Source organism: Nocardia sp. N2S4-5 (assembly GCF_044628355.1).
Taxonomy (GTDB): domain Bacteria; phylum Actinomycetota; class Actinomycetes; order Mycobacteriales; family Mycobacteriaceae; genus Nocardia; species Nocardia wallacei_B.
Map to the genome: position 1 here is coordinate 2222915 of NZ_JBIUPM010000001.1, position 15075 is coordinate 2237989.

The following is a 15075-nucleotide window of genomic DNA, read 5'->3' on the forward strand; positions in this document are numbered from 1 at the left end:
TCGGAGGTTTCCGGTGTACCGTGCCCCAGTGTTCCTTCGCCAGCTCGAGCCTCGCACTGCTCGGACCACCACCGAGGTCCTGAACTTCGCACTGTGGCCGTTCGCGGTCATGACCGTGCTGCATCAGGTATTCATCGAGGGCACCAACTTCAACATCACCGACGATTTCGCGCCCGTCTACCGGGCGTCGCTGGCCTTCCTCAACCGCCAGCCGATCTACGGTGAGAACTTCGACCTCGTCGATCCCCATTACCTGTACCCGCCCAGTGGCACCCTGCTTGTCGCGCCGCTCGCCGTCATCGACCCGGAGAAGTCGAAGTGGCTGTTCGTGGCGCTGAACGCGGTGGCGATCGTGCTGGCGTGGTACCTGCTGCTGAAGCTGTTCAAGCTCAGCGTGCGCTCCTACGCCGCGCCGCTGACGCTGCTGCTGATGTTCGCCTCCGAAACCGTCATCAACACACTGGGTTTCGGCAACGTCAACGGCTGCATTCTGCTGGCCGAGGTGCTGTTCATCCACCTGTTGCTCGGGCGGCGGGACCTTGTGGCCGGGCTGGTGATGGGGCTGTCGATCGCGGTGAAACCCACGCTGGCGCCACTGTTGCTGATACCGCTGGCACGGCGGCAGTGGCGAGTGTTCATCACCGGGCTGGGCGTGCCGGTGGCGCTCATGGCGATCGCGTGGCCGCTGATCAAGGATCCGATGGATTACCTGCACCGGACCCTGCCCTACTCGCTCAAGGCGCGCGACTACTTCAACAGCTCGATCCCCGGCAGCGCCGCGTACTGGGGCCTGGACTCGTGGCTGACCTGGACCATCCGCATCCTGCTGGGCGCGGTCGTGCTGGTCTCGCTGTGGCTGCTGTACCGCTACTACCTGCACGACGAGCTGTTCTTCATCTGCACCGCCGCGGGCGTGCTGCTGACCGCCGAATTCGTGGTGACCGCGCTGGGCCAGCAGTACTACTCGATGCTCCTGTTCCCGTTCCTGATGACGGTGGCGCTGCGTAATTCGGTACTGCGGAACTGGCCGGCGTGGCTGGCCATCTTCGGCTTCATGACCTACGAGAAATGGCTGCTCGACCACTGGCAGAGCACCGGGCGCACGCTCGAGTACCTGCGCGTCACCCTCGGCTGGAGCCTGCTGCTGATCGTGGTGTTCTGCGTGCTCGGCGACCGCTACCTGGCAGCCCGGCGCGACGGGCGGCTGAGCTCGGGAATCGACCCCGTGTTCCTGCTGCCCGACGGCGTGAAGCAGCCGGAGCCCACTGCCCCGTCGACGGCATCCCCGGGCGAACACCACAACGGCAACGACATCTCCGACACAACCGGCGAAGACGAGAACCGAGCCGAGCCCCGCACGCAATCTCAAGCGAGCGCACTCACGTAACCCCCGCAGACCCGTCATCCCGCCACGCACAGCCCCGGCTATCCCGCCAGGAGCAGCCCCCGTCATCCCGACATACGCAGCCCCCGTCATCCCGGCGCATACGCAGCCCCGTCATCCCGGCATACGCAGCCCCGTCATCCCGGCATGCTTTTGGCCGGGATCCATCTCACTCATCAAGGATCCGCTCGATCAGGTCGAGCGTCGCGGCCGTGTGGATCTGCTCGCCGTCTTCGGCGTCGAGCAGATGCCACGCGTGTGGCGGCCAGCCGCGGACCAGCCGATAACCCGCCCGCCCGGCCCGCGCAGCGAGTTCCCGCACCCGCCGCGTCGCCGGGTCGGTCACCGTCCGCAAATGCCTGTCGTTCACCCAGCCCACCTCCATAGGTGCTCTACTCGGACTTCGTCGGATATCCGGACACAGCTCTCCGGCGCATTCGCCGATATGTGCTTTCCGGATCAACCGTGATGACGGTGGCGATCTCGTGCAATTTCCGCGGAATGTCCGAGCCGTCGAGATGATGCAGCGCAGGAATGAAGACGGCCTCGACTCCGAGATGTTCGACCACATTGACCAGCCGCTGCATCGGCCGGTCGGTCCGACTGCTGAACGCGACGGTTTTCACGAGGTTGTATCCCAAACGTTTTGCATGCGAACGTATTTTCTCTTCGTCGGCAGACTGCCGTAATCCGGAAACATCCTTGTCCAGATAGCCGATTGCCACCGGGCTCTTGAACACTTCCGCCCAGCTCACGGCTCCTCCCCGTACGAGTTCGACTTTCGAACCGGAACATGTTGTGGCGGTTCACCTTTGGCTCTGCTCATCAAACAACTCCCTGGGCTTCGATGCTGGGTGTAGGGTGTACCCGGCTCGCAGCGCCGGACGGGGAGAGAACGTCAGCCGCGCAACCGGGTACACAACGGGGATCGAAGCACACGCAGAACTCATTTGGATCATCCGATTAGTAATTCGCGCCAATTTCTACGTTGTCCCAGTGGATGATCCAAAATAAGTCCGCGCGGTGTTCCACAGAATTCGGTACCCGTGATCCACGAGTAGGGCTACACGTGATCCACGACCGACGGAGGAACCACAGATGAGCGGGACCAAGGGCCGACCGACGAATGCGAACCCGACCACCGGCGTGCCCCGGCGGCAACTGGGCCGCTACCTGCGCGACATGCGCCAGGCCTACGGCATGTCGATCCGCAACGCGGCCAAGGCAATCGGCGTAGGCGACGGCACCTTACAGCGCCTCGAAACCGGCGCGGCATCGGTGATCCACGACGAGCACTTGGAGGCGCTGTGCGAGCTGTACGAACACCGCGACATGCTCCCCGCGCTGAAAGTCCTGGCGGCGCAGGGGAAAGTGCCCAACTGGTGGCACCAGTTCGGCGACACAATCAAAGAGACTTTCAATCTGTACATGGGTCTCGAAGCGGCGGCCGAGGAACTGCGAATCTACCGACCGGACGTGATCTCCGGCCTGTTCCAGACACCGGATTACGCGCGAGCGCTCGATGCGCGCTTCTTCCCTGAGGACACCGTCGCCGAATTCGAACGGCGCGTTCGGGTTCGACGAGAACGACAACATCTGATCATGCGCAAGGTGTCTCCCCTGTCGGTTGATCTGGTGGTAGACGAGGGAGTTCTGCGCCGTGTCGTCGGCGGCCCACACGTCATGGCGAAGCAGCTCCGGCACCTTGCCGACATGCCCGCGAACGTGCGGGTGCGGATACTACCCAACTCTGCGGGCTTCCCATTGGGTGTCGCGGCCGGACCCTTCACCCTCCTCGACTTCGGCGTGGACAGTAGGGGCTACCCACACGAGCCGCCCGTGGTCTACGTCGAAAGCTATACGGGCCCCATGTATCTGGAGCGAACCGACAGCGTGCAGAGGTATCGCAAGGCGTTCGACACGATCCACGGAGTAGCATTGGCACAGCCAGACAGCAAGCATTTACTGCGGCAGGTAGCCAAGGAGTATGTGTAGTGAACATAGACCTGACCGGGGCGAAGTGGTTCAAGTCCAGCCGAAGCGGGGGTGGCCAAGATTGTGTGGAGGTAGCCCACCTCGATGGGGGCCTGGTCGGCGTTCGCGACTCCAAGAACCCGACCGGCCCGGCGCTGGTCTTCGCCCCGAGTGAGTGGGAAGCCTTCACGAGCGGTGTGCAAGCCGGAGAATTCGACCGGGCGTAAATTTCCGTCGTAGATGAACATAGGCCCGGCGAAAACGCCGGGCCTATTTCGTTTCTTCGTGCGATGCGGCCGACACCATCCGGCGGCAGCATCAGCCATTAGACTGTGTGCATGAGTTCCGACTCCGATACCTCACTACCGGCACCGAAGATTCAGCTCTCGCCGCAGGAGTGGCGGGCGCGGTTGTCGCCGCAGGAGTACGCGGTGTTGCGGGAGGCGGGGACCGAGCGTGCCTACACCGGCGAGTACACCGACACCGAGACCGGCGGGGTGTACACGTGCCGGGCCTGCGGCGCGGAGCTGTTCCGCAGCACGGAGAAGTTCCATTCGCATTGCGGTTGGCCCTCGTTCTTCGACCCGGCCGACTCGGACGCGGTGCTGCTGCGTACCGACGACTCGCTGGGCATGCGCCGCGTCGAGGTGCTGTGCGCGAACTGCCACAGCCACCTCGGCCACGTCTTCGAAGGGGAGGGTTATCCGACCCCGACCGACAAGCGGTACTGCATCAACTCCATCTCGTTGCGCCTGCACCCCTCGGACAACGCAACAGACGGAGAGGACGGATGAACTTTACGACCGGAGCCGCACCCTCCGCATGACCCGAAAATCCGGGGCTGCCGGTGTAAGTGACCGGTTCAGGGCAGGGCGGCGATCAGCTTCTCGACCTCCACGCGCGGCCCGGTGAAGAACGGGATCTCCTCGCGGACGTGCCGGCGGGCCTCGGTGGCGCGCAGATCGCGCATCAGGTCGACGATGCGGTGCAGTTCGGGGGCCTCGAAGGCGAGAATCCACTCGTAGTCGCCCAGCGCGAACGACGACACCGTGTTGGCGCGCACGTCGGGATAGCCGCGAGCCTCCTTGCCGTGGTCGGCGAGCATCTTGCGGCGCTCCTCGTCGGGCAGCAGGTACCAGTCGTAGGACCGCACGAACGGGTAGACGCAGATGTAGTTGCCCGGCTCCTCGCCCGCGAGGAAGGCCGGGACGTGACTCTTGTTGAACTCGGCGGGGCGGTGCAGTGCGGCATTGCTCCACACGGGCGCGCTGGCCCGGCCCAGTTCGGTGGTGCGGCGGAAGTCGGCGTAGGCGGACTGCAACTCCTCGATGCGCTCGGCGTGCGTCCAGATCATGAAATCGGCGTCCGCCCGCATGCCCGCGACGTCGTAGATGCCGCGCAGTACCACGCCGCGCTCGCCCAGCGAGTCGAAGAACTCCCTCGCCTCCTTGATCGCCGCCTCCCGATCCTCACCCAGCACCCCGGGCTGCACCTGGAACACCGAGAACATCAGGTACCGGATGGTCGAGTTGAGAGCCTGGTAATCGAGTCGCGCCATGCCCCCATCCTGCCACTGCCGATCACACCCCCGCACCGCCGCACCCCGTGCATGTTCCCGCACCCCGACTCGCCGCCGAAACGCCGTGCGCGACAAGGCAAAGCGTGCGGGAATCGCCAGCTGTCGGTATCCGCTGCCACGCTCCACGCATGCCACAAATCACCCACACACCACACCTCCGTCCCACCACACCACCCACCGCCACGACCCCGCCGCCGATCACCTCACCCCATCGCCCCCAAGCCACTACACAATGCAATCGGCGCACACGTGCCAGCACCCCCTCGGCGACAACCATGTCCGAGACCACCAAGCGATACGGCCAGCCAAGTTGCGCGAGCCCACGCTCAACACCCACGGCACCCAAGACCACCCGACAAAGCAATCAGCCGAGGAGCACCAGCCCTCGCTCGGCGGTCGCCGTGCCCGAGGTCAGCGGGCGATACGGTACGCCGGGTAGTGCAAGCACGCGCCCGAAGCCCGCAGCACCCATCACCACCAAGCAAAGCAATCACCCAAGTTGCACCAACACCCGTTCGGCAACCGCCGTGCCCGAAGTCCGCGGCCGATACGGCCAGCCGCGTTGTACAAGTGCGCGCCCGACACCCACGGCACCAAAAGCCACCCGGCAAAACAATCAGCCGAGGTGCACCAGCCCTCGCTCGGCGGTCGCCGTGCCCGAAGTCAGCAGGCCATACGGCCAGCCGCGTTGTGCAAGCACGCACTCGACACCCACAGCACCCAAAGCCACCCGGCAAAACAATCAGCCGAGGTGCACCAGCCCTCGCTCGGCGGTCGCCGTGCCCGAAGTCAGCAGGCCATACGGCCAGCCGCGTTGTGCAAGCACGCACTCGACACCCACAGCACCCAAAGCCACCCGGCAAAACAATCAGCCGGGGGGCGCAAGCACCCGCTCGGCAACCGCGGTGCCCGAGATCAGCGGGCGATGCGATGAGCCGAGACGTAAGGACGCGCGATCGGCGGTCGCTCTGCCGGAGGCAAGCGGGCGATGCGGTCAGCCGAGATGTGCCAGTACGCGCTCGGCGGCTGCTGCACCGGAGGCCGCGCAGGCGGGGACGCCTACGCCGTGCAGGTATGCGCCCGCGACCGCGAGGCCCGGCAGGTCGGCGAGACCGGCTTCGATGGTGGCGACGCGGTCGAGGTGGCCGGGGGCGTATTGCGGGAGGCCGCCGTGCCAGCGCTGGACCCGGGCGGCGACGGGAGTAATCGGGATACCGGTCACTGTCGACAGGTCCGCGGCTGCGGCGGCGATCAGGTCGTCGTCGGACCAGGACAGCAGCGAGTCGTCGCCGAAACGCCCGAAGGACGCGCGGACGAGTGCGACCTCGCGGGTGGCCAGGTGCGGCCACTTGCGGCTGGAGAGCGTGAACGCCTTGGCGCGCAAGGGTTCCCCGGTGGCGACCAGAATGCCGGAGTTGTCGGGCAGCGGCGTGTCCACGGGCAGCGCCAGGGCGACGACCGCCGACGAGGACAGCTCGATCCCAGCTGTCGCGGCCGCTGCGGCCGGTGCCACCGCACGCAACAGGGTTGCCGTCACCGGCGCGGGGGTCGCGAGGACCACCGCGTCCAACTCGCCCACCGCGTCCGCCGAGCCCATCCCGTCCACCAGGTCCATCTCGCCCCCCGAACCCATCTCGCCCACCGCGCCCATCTCGCCCACCAGGTCCATCTCGCCCCCCGAACCCATCTCGCCCACCGCGCCCATCTCGCCCACCAGGTCCATCTCGCCCGCCGAGCCCATTTTGCCGACCGAGCCCATCCCACCCACCACGTCGAGCCGCCAGCCATTCGGCGTCCGCGTCAGTTTCCTTGGGGCACGGCCCATTTCGAGCGCGGGCGCGGCGGCTTTCAGCAGCGCGTCCAGCAGCACCCGGTATCCGTCGCGGATGCCGCCGAAGACAGGTGCGGTCGAGGGCGGCGGCAGCGCGTCGGTGACCGCCTGTGACAGGCTCGCCGCGCCCGCGTCGAGGGCGGCGGCCAGGGTCGGCAGCGCGGCCCGCACGCCGATCGAATTCGCCAGTCCCGCATACACTCCCCCGAGCAGCGGATCCACACTGCGCCGCACCACCTGCTCCCCGAACCGGGCGGCGACGAGTTCACCGACCGCCATGTCAGCGCCGCGTACCCAGTCGAACGGCCGCGCGGGCTCGTCCGCGATCCATGCCAGCGTCGCCTCGTCGACCAGCCCGGCCACTGCCTCCGGCCCGGCCGGAATTCCCATCAGCGTGCGTTCCGGCAGCGGGTGCGCCGCCCCTCCCGACCAGATGAGTGGGCGTTTCCCCGCCGGGTACACCAGCTGGTCCGCCAAACCCAATTCGTCCAGCAGAGCGGGGATTTCGGGCCGACGGCCCACGAACGCCTCCGCCCCCAGGTCGACCGGCTCCCCCGCGATATCGTCGGTGCGCAGAATGCCGCCGATCCGCTCGGACCGCTCCAGCAGCACCAGCTCGAGTTCCGGGCCCAGCGCCTTCCGGAGCCGATACGCGGCCACCAGCCCGCTGATCCCCGCACCCACCACCGCGATCCGCATCGATCACTCCTCGCCCGCTCACACCCGTCGCACGCGGGCGGCCGCACCCCTGCGGACCACCGCATGCCCTGTTCTGGAAGGTACCCGCACCAGCGCGACCGACCGTTACGGGCCACCGACCCCGCCGCGGCACATACGGTGGCCGCATGGAGATTCCCGACCTGGCAGAGCTGATCTGGCTGTTCGAGGACGAGCCGACCCGGGGGCACGACGATCTCGACTGGCCGGTGGGGCTGCACTCGTTCCGCTTGACCCGGCGCAGCACGACCGTGCTCTTCTCGCTGGACCCGACGGCCGGAGACGCCTACTTGAGTATGTACTCGGGCGACGAGGAGATCGCCTATCTGGGGCGCCTGCGCCGGGTCGACCGGCTGATCGTGCTGCGCGAGCCCGACCGCGAGGGCCTGCGGCTGTGGTTCCACGGCGACACGCACGAACCGCTGACACTGCACACCAAGCCCGGCATCCGATTGTCCTGGGACGTGCGGCCGCTCGGGGAGTGGTAGCCCGCCTACAACGGCACGGGCAGGTTGTGGATCAGCTCGACCGTGGCGGTGATAGCGCCCGGGTCGGTCTGGGGCAGCACACCGTGGCCGAGGTTGAAGATGTGGCCGGTGGCCCCCATCGCGATCGCCTCGTCGGCCTCGTGGGCGATGCGGCGCACCTCGCGCTCGATCACCGCGGGCCCGGCGAACAGCACCGCGGGATCCAGGTTGCCCTGCAACGCCTTTCCGGCACCGACCCGGCGTACCGCGTCGGTGAGCGGCACCCGCCAGTCCACCCCGACCACGTCGGCGCCCGCCTCACCCATCGCGCCCAGCAACTCGCCCGTGCCCACCCCGAAGTGGATGCGCGGCACGTCGGCGGCCGCCAGCTCGGCGAACACCCGCGCCGAATGCGGCAGCACGAACTCCCGGTACTGCGCGAGCGACAGCGCACCGGCCCAGGAGTCGAACAGCTGCACGGCGTCCACACCGGCGCCGAGCTGCGCGCGCAGGAATTCGATGGTGATGTCGGTGAGCAGGCCCAGCAGCGTATGCCAGGTGTCGGAGTCGGCGAGCATCATCGCCTTGGTGCGCTCGTGGTTCTTGCTGGGCCCGCCCTCCACCAGATAGGAGGCGAGAGTGAAAGGGGCACCGGCGAATCCGATCAGCGGCGTGTCACCGAGTTCGTCCAGCAGCAGCCGCACGCCGTCGATGACAGCGCCGACCTCCTCGCGGCGCAGCCGGGGCAGGGCGCGCACATCGTCGGCGGTACGCACCGGATTCGCGATCACCGGTCCCACGCCGGGCACGATGTCGAGGTCGATTCCGGCCGCCTTGAGGGGAACGACGATGTCGGAGAACAGGATCGCCGCGTCGACCCCGTGCCGCCGGACCGGCTGCAGCGTGATCTCGCACAGCAGCTCGGGATCGAAGCACGACTCCAGCATGCCGACGCCCGCCCGCACCTCCCGGTACTCGGGCAGCGACCGCCCGGCCTGCCGCATGAACCAGACGGGACGCCGGTTCGGCGTGCCGCCGGTGGCGGCAGCGAGGAACGGCGCATCGGACAACCGGCGGCGAGTTGGAGTGCTCATCACCGCTATCGTATGCGGGCTCGCGATCGGTCTTCGCCACGTGGTCGACGGTCACCGACGCACATCCTCACTGCGAACGCCAGAATGCACGCAGCGGCGCGCCTCCGACCGCCTCGGGCCGTTCAGGTCTACCGTCACCTTCGTGACACCGCTCGACTTCCGCGACGGCGCCGCACCGACCCCGGGCCCGGACAGCGAACCAGCCCAGTTTCGCGCCGCGGTCGATGCGATGGGCAGCGCATCCGTGCACCCCAGGATCGAGCTTGCACCGATCCGGCCGCCACAGCGCCTGGCACCTTATTCATACGCCATCGGAGCCGAAGTCAAACATCCGGACGCGAACGTGGTTCCGGTCGATTCCGAGGGCGACGCGTTCGGGCGGCTGATCCTGCTACACGACCCCAACGGCCACGAGGCCTGGCACGGTGTGTTCCGTCTCGTGGCCTACATCCAGGCCGATATCGACGCCGCGCTGGCCGGCGATCCGCTGCTGCCGGAGGTGGCCTGGAGCTGGCTGGTGGACGCCCTGGAATCGCGGGCCGAGCCGTTCACCGCGCTGGGCGGCACCGTCACCTCCACTAGTTCGGTCCGCTACGGCGATATCGCCGGTCCCCCGCGGGCCTACCAGCTGGAGCTGCGAGCATCCTGGACGGTCGGCTCCACAGATCTCGGACCACACGTCGAGGCTTTCTGCGAAGTACTGGCCTACGCGGCCGGTTTGCCGCCCGCGGGCATAACTCATTTGCGGCCGCGTCCGCAGATTGCCGACGACCAGTTCTGACCGCCACGTAAAGTTCTGGGCTATGCCCGTTGCCGACGAGTCCGAGAACCCCACGCGGATCGAAGGGAACGACGATGCCGTCGTGCCATTGCTGGCACCGGTGGACGGCGTGCCACCGGTGCTCGAGACGGCCGCGGCCGTCGCCGACGCCGCGGCCCGCCTCGCCGCCGGCGCGGGACCGCTGGCCGTCGACGCCGAGCGCGCCTCGGGGTTCCGCTATTCCAACCGCGCCTATCTGATCCAATTGCGCCGCCGGGGGTCGGGGACCTTCCTCATCGATCCGATCCCGGTGACCGACGCGCTCGCGCCGCTGGCCGAGGCGATCAACGACCTCGAGTGGGTGCTGCACTCGGCGGACCAGGATCTACCCGGGCTGGCCGAACTGGGGCTGCGGCCGGCGCGGCTGTTCGATACCGAACTGGGCGGGCGGCTGGCCGGGTTCGAGCGGGTCGGGCTGGCGGCGATGGTGGAGAAGCTGCTGGGCCGCGAGCTACGCAAGGGGCACGGCGCGGCCGACTGGTCGACCCGCCCGTTGCCCGCGGAATGGCTGAACTACGCCGCCCTCGACGTGGAGCTGTTACTCGAGTTACGCGACGAGGTCGCGGCCTCGCTCGAGAAGCAGGGCAAGACCGAGTGGGCGGCACAGGAATTCGAGCATGTGCGCACCACCGAGCCTGCCGCGCCGAAGGCCGACCGCTGGCGGCGCACCTCCGGCATCCACGCCCTGCGCCGCACGCGTCAGCTCGCCGTGGTGCGCGAATTATGGTCGGCCCGTGACCAGTTGGCACGCCACCGGGACGTGGCGCCGGCGCGGGTACTGCCGGATTCGGCGATCATCGCTGCGGCGCAGGCGGATCCGAAATCGATCGGCCAATTGCGCGCGCTGCCCGTCTTCGGAGGTCCGCGCCAGCGGCGGCATTCGCGAGAGTGGCTGGCCGCGGTGGACCGGGCCCGGGCACTACCGGAATCCGACCTGCCGACGCTGACCCAGCCCTACGACGGTCCGCCCCCGGTGAACCGCTGGGAGCGCCGCGATCCGGCCGCCGCCGCCCGCCTCACCCGCGCTCGCGCCGCCATGAGCGAACTGTCGGAAGAACATTCGATACCGGTGGAAAACCTGCTCACCCCCGACCTGCTGCGCAGGCTGTGCTGGGACGGGTTACCGGAATTCCGCTCCGGCACGGCCCCCGACGCCCCCGCCCAAGCCATCGACGACTACCTGAAAGCCGGGGGCGCACGACCATGGCAGCGCGAGCTCGCCGCCCCCCGCCTGGCAGCCGCGCTGTTCGACTAGCGCCTCGTCCGATAGGCCGCAGCGGTGATCCCTGCGTCATTCCGGCATGCTTCTGGCCGGAATCCAGTGCGCTGACGTGGATCCCGACCAAACGCATGCCGGGATGACGATCGTCATAGCCGGGCCGCCTTGCCGCCGTGGAGCGACTGCTCAGTCCTCGTACACCGGGGTGCGGCGGTCTCGGCGGGCGCGGATCGCCTCGTCGAAGTTCTCCGTGGTCAGCCGGACGTACAACTGTGCTGTGCCCTCGTGTTGCATGTGGGATTCGAAGCTGCCTGCCTCCATTCCGCTCCACAGCATGCGCTTGGTGAGTTCGGTGCCGACCCGGCTGAATCCGATGATGCGCTCCGCCAGGTCGTAGCACGCGTCGAGGAGTTCCTCCGCGGGCACTGTGCGCGAGACCAGGCCGATGCGCTCGGCCTCGGCGGCGTCCACGTCGCGGCCGGACAGCATGATCTCGAAGGCCCGCGACGCGCCGATAGCCCGTGGCAGCAGATAGCTCATGCCCAGTTCGGTCGAGGCGAGCCCGTTGTTGATGCCCGCCGCGCGGAAATAGGCGCCCTCGGCGGCGAGGCGGATGTCCGCGCCGACACTCAGACAGAAGCCGCCGCCGATGGCCGCGCCGTTCACCGCCGCGATCACCGGCTGATGCATGCGGCGCAGCGCGATCATCACGTCGTTGAGCAGGTCCATCGAGCGGCGCGCGATGGTAGTGCGGGTGAGCCCGCCGACATTGGGCACCTTGCCCGCGCCCTGCAGGTCTGCCCCGGAGCAGAAGCCGGGACCGGCGCCGGTGAGCACCACCACGCGCACGTCGTTGTCGGCGGCCACCGCCTCCAGCGTCTCGCGCAGCGGGACCATCACGTCGAAGGCCATGGCGTTCATCCGCTCGGGGCGATTCAGGGTGACCAGCGCGATCTGCGGACGCGGCTTCTCGACGAGTACGAACGACATGCGACTACCTCCCGGACGACTGGGAAGGAACTGTAACCTGTTACAGAATCTTCGCGAAAGTCCCGAGCCGACAGCCGAATCGGACGACGCGACGGCCGACGGCTACCCGGAGCCCGGGTACCGCCCGGAGGTTCAGATCCCGCCCAGCCAGCCGGTGACCCGACGGGCGATATCTTCCGGGGTGAGACCCAACTCCTGATGGATCTGGGCGCGTGAGCCGTGGTCCAGGAATTGCTGCGGCACACCGAGATCGCGGGCCGGCACGTCCATGCCCGCCGCGCGCAGCCGCGACGACAGCGTGCAGCCGATGCCGCCGTGCATGCCGCCGTCCTCGATGGTGACAACCAGCCGGTAGTTCTCGGCCAGCTTCACCACCGTGTCGGAGACCGGCAGCACCCAGCGCGGATCCAGCACGGTGACCGAGAAGCCTTCGGCGGTCAGCAGATCCGCGGCCTGCACGGCGTGCTGGGCGAACGGGCCCACCGCGACCAGCAGCACGTCGCCGCGGACGGTCTGCGCGGTGCCGCCCTCGGGCATGCGCAGCACGTCCACGCCGTCCAACCGCTCCACCGCCGAGAGGTCCTCGGGCACAGCGCCTTTCGGGAATCGGACGGCGGTCGGTCCGTCCTGCACCGACAGCGCCTCGGCCAGTTCCTCGCGCAGGGTCGTCGCGTCGCGCGGGGCCGCGACGCGGATGCCGGGCACGATCCCCAGCACCGACAGGTCCCACATACCGTTGTGGCTGGCGCCGTCGTCGCCGGTCACCCCGGCCCGGTCGAGCACCAGGGTCACCGGCAGGCGTAGCAGCGCCACGTCCATCAGCAGCTGGTCGAAAGCGCGGTTGAGGAAGGTCGAGTAGATGGCGACCACCGGGTGCAGCCCGCCCAGAGCGAGGCCGGCCGCGGAGGTCACGGCGTGCTGTTCGGCGATGCCGACATCGAACATGCGATCCGGGAAGCGCTTGCCGAAGGGAGTCAGCCCGGTCGGGCCGGGCATGGCGGCGGTGATCGCGACGATGTCGTCGCGCTGCTCGCCCTGGCGGATCAGCTCGTCGGAGAACACCGAGGTCCAGCCGACGGACTTGCCGCCGCGCGGCTGACCGGTCGCCGGATCGATGGCGCCGATCGAGTGCATCTGATCGGCCTCGTGGTCCTCGGCGTGCCGGTACCCGTGCCCCTTCTGCGTGACCACGTGCACGATGGCCGGGCCGCCGAAGTCCTTGGCGCGCCGCAGCGCAGCCTCCAGCGCGGCCGTATCGTGGCCGTCCACCGGGCCGAGATATTTCAGGCCGAGATCGCTGAACAGTTCCTGCGGGGCCACCGCGTCCTTGATCCCGGCCTTGAGTGCGTGCAGCATCGAGTACGCCGAGCTGCCCACGTGCGGAATCCCTTGCACGAACCGCTTGGTGGCGTCGAGCGCCTGCTCGTAGGCGGGCTGCATGCGCAGTGCGCTGAGCCGGTCGGCCAGACCGCCGATGGTCGGCGAGTAGGAGCGGCCGTTGTCGTTGACGACCACGATCAGCGAGCGGTCCGGTCCGGCGGCGATATTGTTCAGCGCCTCCCAGCACATGCCGCCGGTGAGCGCGCCGTCGCCGACCACCGCGACCACGTGCCGCCGCTGGCCGGTCAGCGCGAACGCCTTGGCCAGGCCGTCGGCGTAGGACAGCGAGGCCGAGGCGTGCGAGGACTCCACCCAGTCGTGCGCGCTCTCGGACCGGCTCGGGTAGCCGGACAGCCCTCCCTGCTTGCGGAGCGTGTCGAACCCGTCCTGGCGACCGGTGAGGATCTTGTGCACGTAGGCCTGATGGCCGGTGTCGAAGATGATGGGATCGGCCGGCGAATCGAAACTTCGATGCAGCGCGATCGTCAACTCCACCACTCCGAGGTTCGGTCCCAGATGACCACCCGTCACCGCGACCTTGCGAACCAGGAACTCGCGAATCTCCTCCGCGAGTTGCTCGAGCTCCGACGCCGTGAGCCGGCGCAGGTCCTCGGGCGTATCGACCCGGGAAAGAACTCCCACCGCTATTACTCCCTCTGGATGGCTCGTTAGTTTCAGACAGTCTACGGAGCCGTCCAGGACCCTGATGACCAGAATGGCAAGCGCGCCCAGGACACTGCGGCGTGTTGTGAGGCGTGACATATCCGCACCGGACCACCTGCTGGGCAACGGCTGTGCGAGAGGGCAGTATCGAGAACACTGCTCGGACGCGTCGGAGGGCGGACCGGGTGGCCGCACCTATCACACACGCAGGAGGCCGGATGACCGACGACCGACACCACCCCGCCACCGTCACCACTTTCGGACACGGGACCGCCCACGGCACGCCGGACCTGATGCGGGTGTCGATCTCCATCGAGACCCGCGCGAGCACGGTCGCGCTCGCCTACGGCCAGGCCGGTGAGCGCACCGCGGCAGTCACCGCCGCGCTGCGCGGGGACGGCGTGCGCTCCACCGACATCGGCACCAGCGGGCTGTCGGTCCGCACCGAGACCACGTGGACCGAGGACAGCGGCTCCCGCATCACCGGCTACGTCGCGACCACCGCGCTGACCGTGTCGCTGCGCACGGACCGGACCGACTCCGGCGATCCCGATCCGGCGACCGTGGTGGCCCACGCCGTCGAGGCGGGCGGCGACGACGTCCGTCTCGGCGGGCTGAACCTCACCTTCGCCGACACCGAAACCCTGCTGGTGCGCGCCCGCGACGCCGCCTGGGACGACGCCCACGCCAAGGCCACCCGCTACGCCGCCCGCGCCGGCCGCGCCCTGGGCCCCGTGCTCGAGATCACCGAGAACACCACCGCCGCCCCCGCCCCGCTCGGCGGCTCCGAGTTCAAAATGGTCGCGATGGCCGCCCCGGCCTCCCCCGTCCCCATCGAATACGGCGAATCCGAACTCTCCGCCACCCTCCGCGCCACCTGGCTTCTGGACTGACAGGCACAACAACCGCCGCCGCCAGTGCGACGAGTTACCCGAGCGGTCACCTCCACACGATTGA

The 15075-nt window shown here is 68.3% G+C and carries 15 protein-coding genes; 8 read left to right on the plus strand and 7 right to left on the minus strand.

What is annotated here, in order from left to right; all coding sequences use genetic code 11:
• Positions 1–28: 28 nt before the first annotated feature.
• The gene (locus ACFMRZ_RS09740; RefSeq protein ID WP_400178819.1) at positions 29–1387 is read left to right on the plus strand and encodes a glycosyltransferase family 87 protein; all 1359 of its coding nucleotides are present in this window, start codon (positions 29–31) and stop codon (positions 1385–1387) included.
• 166 nt (positions 1388–1553) lie between these two features.
• On the opposite strand, the gene ACFMRZ_RS09745 is transcribed toward ACFMRZ_RS09740, so the two are convergent.
• Together ACFMRZ_RS09745 and ACFMRZ_RS09750 are read right to left on the minus strand one after the other, a co-directional pair.
• The gene (locus ACFMRZ_RS09745; RefSeq protein WP_400178820.1) at positions 1554–1754 is read right to left on the minus strand and encodes a hypothetical protein; all 201 of its coding nucleotides are present in this window, start codon (positions 1752–1754) and stop codon (positions 1554–1556) included.
• Between the two features lie 22 nt (positions 1755–1776).
• Positions 1777–2139: a hypothetical protein gene (locus tag ACFMRZ_RS09750; protein ID WP_280272024.1), complete on the minus strand. Its 363-nt coding sequence runs from the start codon at positions 2137–2139 to the stop codon at positions 1777–1779.
• A 343-nt stretch (positions 2140–2482) separates the two neighbouring features.
• On the opposite strand from ACFMRZ_RS09750, the gene ACFMRZ_RS09755 reads away from it, so the two are divergent.
• The 3 genes from ACFMRZ_RS09755 to msrB all read left to right on the plus strand — a co-directional run bounded on the left by ACFMRZ_RS09755 (position 2483) and on the right by msrB (position 4152).
• The gene (locus tag ACFMRZ_RS09755; protein WP_400178821.1) at positions 2483–3379 is read left to right on the plus strand and encodes a helix-turn-helix domain-containing protein; all 897 of its coding nucleotides are present in this window, start codon (positions 2483–2485) and stop codon (positions 3377–3379) included.
• Entirely contained in the window at positions 3379–3585 is a 207-nt protein-coding gene (locus ACFMRZ_RS09760) for a DUF397 domain-containing protein (protein ID WP_400178822.1), read from the plus strand. Before ACFMRZ_RS09755 ends, ACFMRZ_RS09760 begins: the two co-directional genes overlap by 1 nt.
• Positions 3586–3696: 111 nt before the next feature.
• Positions 3697–4152, plus strand: a complete 456-nt coding sequence (gene msrB, locus ACFMRZ_RS09765) for a peptide-methionine (R)-S-oxide reductase MsrB (RefSeq protein ID WP_400178823.1) — start codon at positions 3697–3699, stop codon at positions 4150–4152.
• Positions 4153–4220: 68 nt separating this feature from the next.
• Here the strand turns inward: msrB and hemQ are convergent, their stop codons facing one another.
• Together hemQ and ACFMRZ_RS09775 are read right to left on the minus strand one after the other, a co-directional pair.
• Positions 4221–4916 carry a hydrogen peroxide-dependent heme synthase gene (gene hemQ / locus ACFMRZ_RS09770; protein ID WP_280272028.1) on the minus strand — a complete coding sequence of 232 codons (696 nt, stop codon included), beginning with the start codon at positions 4914–4916 and terminating at the stop codon, positions 4221–4223.
• Positions 4917–5931: 1015 nt separating this feature from the next.
• Positions 5932–7467 carry an FAD-dependent oxidoreductase gene (locus ACFMRZ_RS09775; RefSeq protein ID WP_400178825.1) on the minus strand — a complete coding sequence of 512 codons (1536 nt, stop codon included), beginning with the start codon at positions 7465–7467 and terminating at the stop codon, positions 5932–5934.
• Between the two features lie 146 nt (positions 7468–7613).
• Between ACFMRZ_RS09775 and ACFMRZ_RS09780 the strand changes: the two genes are divergently transcribed.
• Positions 7614–7973 carry a hypothetical protein gene (locus ACFMRZ_RS09780; protein ID WP_400178826.1) on the plus strand — a complete coding sequence of 120 codons (360 nt, stop codon included), beginning with the start codon at positions 7614–7616 and terminating at the stop codon, positions 7971–7973.
• A 5-nt stretch (positions 7974–7978) separates the two neighbouring features.
• On the opposite strand, the gene hemE is transcribed toward ACFMRZ_RS09780, so the two are convergent.
• Entirely contained in the window at positions 7979–9046 is a 1068-nt protein-coding gene (gene hemE, locus ACFMRZ_RS09785; protein ID WP_400178827.1) for a uroporphyrinogen decarboxylase, read from the minus strand.
• A gap of 142 nt (positions 9047–9188) precedes the next feature.
• Between hemE and ACFMRZ_RS09790 the strand changes: the two genes are divergently transcribed.
• Positions 9189–9827, plus strand: coding sequence for a DUF3000 domain-containing protein (locus ACFMRZ_RS09790; protein ID WP_280272038.1), 639 nt, complete (start codon positions 9189–9191; stop codon positions 9825–9827).
• Positions 9828–9849: 22 nt separating this feature from the next.
• Positions 9850–11121, plus strand: a complete 1272-nt coding sequence (locus ACFMRZ_RS09795; RefSeq protein WP_400178828.1) for an HRDC domain-containing protein — start codon at positions 9850–9852, stop codon at positions 11119–11121.
• A 150-nt stretch (positions 11122–11271) separates the two neighbouring features.
• On the opposite strand, the gene ACFMRZ_RS09800 is transcribed toward ACFMRZ_RS09795, so the two are convergent.
• Both ACFMRZ_RS09800 and dxs read right to left on the minus strand, forming a co-directional pair.
• The gene (locus ACFMRZ_RS09800) at positions 11272–12075 is read right to left on the minus strand and encodes an enoyl-CoA hydratase (RefSeq protein WP_400178829.1); all 804 of its coding nucleotides are present in this window, start codon (positions 12073–12075) and stop codon (positions 11272–11274) included.
• 132 nt (positions 12076–12207) lie between these two features.
• A complete protein-coding gene (gene dxs / locus ACFMRZ_RS09805; RefSeq protein WP_400178830.1) occupies positions 12208–14097 on the minus strand; it encodes a 1-deoxy-D-xylulose-5-phosphate synthase in 1890 nt (629 codons plus the stop codon).
• Between the two features lie 239 nt (positions 14098–14336).
• On the opposite strand from dxs, the gene ACFMRZ_RS09810 reads away from it, so the two are divergent.
• Positions 14337–15011, plus strand: a complete 675-nt coding sequence (locus ACFMRZ_RS09810) for an SIMPL domain-containing protein (RefSeq protein ID WP_400178831.1) — start codon at positions 14337–14339, stop codon at positions 15009–15011.
• Positions 15012–15075: the final 64 nt, after the last annotated feature.